This window comes from Mesorhizobium sp. Cs1321R2N1 (assembly GCF_037179725.1).
Classification (GTDB): Bacteria; Pseudomonadota; Alphaproteobacteria; order Rhizobiales; family Rhizobiaceae; genus Mesorhizobium; species Mesorhizobium salmacidum.
In genome coordinates this window covers 1-2554 of sequence record NZ_JAPYKP010000279.1, presented here as the reverse complement: position 1 = coordinate 2554, position 2554 = coordinate 1, and the positions used below count along the sequence as shown (strand labels likewise).

Annotated in this window: 3 protein-coding genes, 1 tRNA gene and 1 pseudogene; 2 read left to right on the top strand and 3 right to left on the bottom strand. The window is 61.3% G+C overall.

Going from position 1 to position 2554, the window contains the following annotated elements:
* Positions 1 to 150 (bottom strand): annotated as a pseudogene (locus O7A61_RS31910) (co-chaperone YbbN); the annotation flags it as partial.
* Between the two features lie 84 nt (positions 151 to 234).
* Complete coding sequence (locus tag O7A61_RS31905) at positions 235 to 732, bottom strand: prolyl-tRNA synthetase associated domain-containing protein (RefSeq protein ID WP_140717896.1); 498 nt, start codon at positions 730 to 732, stop codon at positions 235 to 237.
* A 210-nt stretch (positions 733 to 942) separates the two neighbouring features.
* On the opposite strand from O7A61_RS31905, the gene O7A61_RS31900 reads away from it, so the two are divergent.
* Both O7A61_RS31900 and O7A61_RS31895 read left to right on the top strand, forming a co-directional pair.
* A tRNA-Gly gene (locus O7A61_RS31900) sits at positions 943 to 1017 on the top strand.
* A gap of 189 nt (positions 1018 to 1206) precedes the next feature.
* Complete coding sequence (locus O7A61_RS31895; RefSeq protein ID WP_337133125.1) at positions 1207 to 1785, top strand: type 1 glutamine amidotransferase domain-containing protein; 579 nt, start codon at positions 1207 to 1209, stop codon at positions 1783 to 1785.
* 132 nt (positions 1786 to 1917) lie between these two features.
* Here the strand turns inward: O7A61_RS31895 and O7A61_RS31890 are convergent, their stop codons facing one another.
* On the bottom strand, positions 1918 to 2118 hold the full coding sequence (locus tag O7A61_RS31890) for a DUF2934 domain-containing protein (RefSeq protein WP_337133124.1): 201 nt from the start codon (positions 2116 to 2118) through the stop codon (positions 1918 to 1920).
* Positions 2119 to 2554 lie beyond the last annotated feature (436 nt).

Sequence of the window (2554 nt, the reverse complement as noted above, 5' to 3'; positions counted from 1 at the left end):
CTTGATGACATCGCCGCCGGCAGGGCCCGCGGGCGCATCGCCAAGCGCGGCCTTCGCCGGCGCCGGCGCCGTTCCGCCATACTGGACCGTGGTGGCATACTGGCCGCCAGTGTTTCCGAATGATCCGCCAAACGGATTGTTGTCGCTCATCTCGTCACCCTTTCGGTCGCGCCCCCGGCCAGCGGCTCGGCGCCATGTCTCAATTGGAAATCGGCTTCGCCATCCATGTGGCGATCATGCCGAGACTTTCAAGATAGCAGCATCGTGCCCGGTTGCCTCGACGAATCTGATGAGGTCGGCCGCCGCGATCGATGTCGTCGCCTCGTTGGTCAGTGGATGCGCGTTGATCACGGCATGGTCCATCAAATCCTTGTCGAGCACCAGCTTGACCCTGTTTTCCCTGTCGTTGATGACGCCGAAGACGGTGACCGCGCCCGGCGTGACGCCCAAAAGCTCCATCAGCATCTCCGGCTTGCCGAAGGAAACCCGGCCGGCGGCGCCGATCGACTGGTGGATCTGCTTGAGATCGACGACCGCGTCCTCGCCGACGGTGACCAGGAAGAAATTGTCCTTCTTGTCCTTCAGGAACAGGTTCTTGGTGTGCCCGCCGGCGATTTCGCCCCGCAGCGCCTGCGAATCGGCCACCGTATAGAGCGGCGGATGGCGTATCGTCGAAACGGCGATGCCGAGTTCGGCAAGAAAGGCCATCAGTTCAGCTTCGGTCTTCGGCATCGATCTTCTTCTCGTCCGTTTCTTGGCCCTGCCGTTTACGGCCAATGCGGCGGCCGACACAAGACCGTCGCGCAAGGAGCGATGAAATCGGCGCGTCGCGGACGGTTTGCCGGCATCGTTCGAGAGTTGCAAAAAGCCTGCTATTTCCCTGTTGCAATCGCCGCGCTCTTCAGCCATATAGGCCCGGCTTGCGGCCAAGACGCCGTGTGAGCGGGTGTAGCTCAGGGGTAGAGCACAACCTTGCCAAGGTTGGGGTCGAGCGTTCGAATCGCTTCACCCGCTCCAGTTTCCTCCAAGGGAATCAAGCATCGAAAGCCGCGGTTCGCTGCGGCTTTTTCGCTTTCTGGCGGCCAACAGCCTGGGCGGGTCGTACGAAACCTGCCCATCATCTCCCGGAAAATCACATAAAATTACACGAGGAACGCTTCCCGCCAGGCCTCGTTAGCCTCCATCAACCGACAGATGGAGAAGACGATGCCAAACATTTCCGTACAAGACATTTCCGGCAAGCGTGTCGCCATTCTGGCAACCAACGGCTTCGAGCAGTCCGAGTTGGAAATCCCCTTGAAGAAACTGCGCGCGGCGGGCCCGCAGGTGGACGTCGTTTCGCTCGAAGGCGGCGAGATCAAGGGCTGGGATCACAAGGATTGGGGCCGGACCGTCCCCGTCGACAAGATTTTGGCCGAAGCACGGGCGGATGACTACGATGCGATCGTCCTGCCCGGCGGCGTCATCAATCCGGACCTGCTGCGGGTCGAGCAGAAGGCTCTGGACTTCATCACATCCTTCTGGTCCGCCAAGAAGGTCGTCGGCGCGATCTGCCATGCGCCCTGGCTTCTCGTCGAGACCGGGATCGCCAAGGGCCGCCGCATCACCTCCTACAAGTCGGTCAAGACCGACGTGATCAATGCCGGCGGTCTTTGGGAAGACAGCGCGGTCGTGACCGATCAGGGGCTCGTCACCAGCCGCAACCCCGGCGACCTCGATGCATTCTGCGACAAGCTCGCCGAGGAAATCAGGGAAGGCCGGCATGACAGGCGGGCGGCCGCCTAAGCAACTCAGGAAAAGTGAGCAATTCCAGGAAACTTGTTTAACGACTTCCATCCGGAATTGCGTATAAACAAAGAGTTAGAGCGGTCGCCGATCTCAATCGGCTGCTGAACCGCTCTAACGTCTACCGGCGTGTCAGTGTTTGGCACCCGACGTGTCGCCGGCGGCATCCGCGCCAGCCTGCTGTCGTCCGGCGGTTAGTTTGCCGGACTCGAACTCCTCGACCGCCTTGTCCCAGCAGGCCTTTTCACGGTCGGGCATCAGGCCTTCCCGTTCCCAAAGTTCGTGGGCCCGCTTCCTGATATGCGCGACACGTTCTTCTTGGCTGATCACCATGGCCGTGTTCCTCTGGATTTCCCGAGGAAGCAACCGGACAGCGCCTGAAATGTTCCAACCGGATGTCGTCAAACTCGGCTAAGTCGAACAATTCGCTCAATGTGTTGAAGGCCGCCTCGTCGATCACCTGGAAGTCGGTTGAGCACTTCGCCGCCTTCCAGCGTCACTTTGCTCTCGCGCGGCGGAAACAGGCCGTGCGCAGGGATCAATATCATCAAGCAACCAGCTTGATTGTCCGCACCCGCAGTGCTCCGTTGCCGATTGGGGCATACGGAGACGTTTCATGACGGGTTTTGTCGACCGCCAGCGAGCCACGCATTTGATGCAACGCGCCGGCATGGCGGCACTGGTGCTCTGCGCGCCCGAGGCCTTCCACTACGCGACCGGCGCGTCGATCGGCCCGGCCGGCCTGTTCCGGCGCGCCGGCGCCGGCTTC